General features: G+C 48.0%; 1 protein-coding gene. It reads left to right on the top strand.

Going from position 1 to position 223, the window contains the following annotated elements:
* A partial coding sequence (locus STRDD04_RS10400) for a G5 domain-containing protein (protein WP_156469100.1) occupies positions 1-223 on the top strand: 223 nt, incomplete at both ends.

Below are 223 nucleotides of genomic sequence, written 5' to 3'. Positions count from 1 at the left end.
GAGCAACCACGCTTGGATATTGTGACCGAAGCTCTACCGTTTAATACTGTTGAACGTGAAAACACACAATTGCCTACGGGCGCACGAAAAGTTGTCCAAGAAGGCAAAGACGGCGAGAAGACTACACTTGTGGAAGTGACGCTTGAAAATGGTCAAGAAATTAGCCGCACCACTCGTGACAGCTTCGTTTCCAAAGACCCAGTCGATCAGATCGTGGAAGTTG

It is taken from the genome of Streptococcus sp. DD04 (assembly GCF_001578725.1).
GTDB lineage: Bacteria > Bacillota > Bacilli > Lactobacillales > Streptococcaceae > Streptococcus > Streptococcus sinensis.
The sequence above is the reverse complement of the archived record's forward strand: the minus strand, read 5'-3'. Positions and strand labels throughout refer to the sequence as shown.